This window comes from Bradyrhizobium sp. 33ap4 (genome assembly GCF_032654765.1).
Classification (GTDB): domain Bacteria; phylum Pseudomonadota; class Alphaproteobacteria; order Rhizobiales; family Xanthobacteraceae; genus Bradyrhizobium; species Bradyrhizobium australafricanum.
This window is the reverse complement of the sequence record NZ_JAUMTJ010000179.1, coordinates 1-1,161: the sequence shown is the minus strand read 5'-3', so window position 1 is coordinate 1,161 and position 1,161 is coordinate 1. Positions and strand designations below refer to the sequence as shown.

The window sequence follows — 1,161 nt, the reverse complement described above, 5'->3', positions numbered from 1 at the left end:
CCAACCAGCGCTCTGATCAATCCGAAAGTCGAAGGCCAAGCGGTCTTAGGAAGACAACTATAACACCCAACTCCTTGGCTCACAGAACGACATGGCTACGATCCGACTTATACGAGGGTTGATCAAAAAGTTCCCGGACTGATTTTATTCCTGACCGACAGAGGGCAGCACGAGGGTGCGGTGGCCCCATCTGGGAGATGTGGCCCTGACCAATCAGCGTGCCGCGTGGTGTCACCCGATCTACTCTGGGATCAGAGTTATTAGCAATTTTCTGGTCACAGGCAGGACGCCGTTTGCGATTTCGTCATGGACATCAAACATGAGCAGAGAGCAAACGTCAAGTTTTGTGTCAAACTTGAGAAATCTGCAACGGAGACGTTTGAGATGATTCGGCAGGCCTATGGCGATGAATCAGTGAGCCGGACAACGTGTTTTGAGTGGCACGCACGTTTTAGAAGTGACAGGGCTTCACTGAACGACGATGCACGGTCAGGAAGACCATCCACAAGCAGCACGGCGGAAACTGTGGAGAAAATCAAGGGTCTAGTGCATGAGGATCGCCGGGTCACGATAAGAGAAGTAGCTGACATGGCCGATGTGTCGTTTGGAACCGCTCAGGCGATCCTCACGTGCAATCTGAACATGCGTCGCGTGGCCGCCAAGTTCGTGCCCAGACTTCTGCCAAGACCTCCTCCCGGAGACAAGGGATGACCCAAACTTCATGTCAAGGATCATTACTGGTGACGAGAGTTGGGTCTACGAGTACGACCCTGAGACCAAACAGCAGTCATCGCGGTGGAGAAGCCCACGATCTCCAAGACCAAAGAAGGCGAGACAGGTCAGAAGTGCAACGAAAAGCATGGTGGTCGTTTTCTTCGACATTCGCGGTAGTGCACCGAGAATTCGTCCCTGCTGGCCACACTGTGAACTCTGAACTGTACTGCAAAATTTTGAGTCGCCTGAGGGAGGACGTTAGGCGAAAACGTCCAGAACTGTGGCGTGAACGAAATTGGGTGCTCCACCACGACAATGCTTCCTCACACTCGTCATTGAAAACACGGGAGTTCCTTGCACGTAACGGCATGAAAGTCGGAGGCCAAGCGGTCTTAGGAAGACAACTATAACACTCAACTCCTTGGCTCACAGAACGACATGGCTACG

The 1,161-nt window shown here is 52.5% G+C and carries 2 protein-coding genes; both read left to right on the top strand.

The annotated features are described in order from the left end of the window. Positions 1 to 306: 306 nt before the first annotated feature. Positions 307 to 711 (top strand): leucine zipper domain-containing protein, encoded by a 405-nt coding sequence (locus Q2M23_RS43595; RefSeq protein WP_316399518.1) that lies wholly within the window; start codon positions 307 to 309, stop codon positions 709 to 711. Continuing rightward, a complete protein-coding gene (locus tag Q2M23_RS44405) occupies positions 708 to 1,124 on the top strand; it encodes a hypothetical protein (protein WP_410469851.1) in 417 nt (138 codons plus the stop codon). The genes Q2M23_RS43595 and Q2M23_RS44405 overlap by 4 nt, the downstream gene beginning before the upstream one ends. Positions 1,125 to 1,161 lie beyond the last annotated feature (37 nt).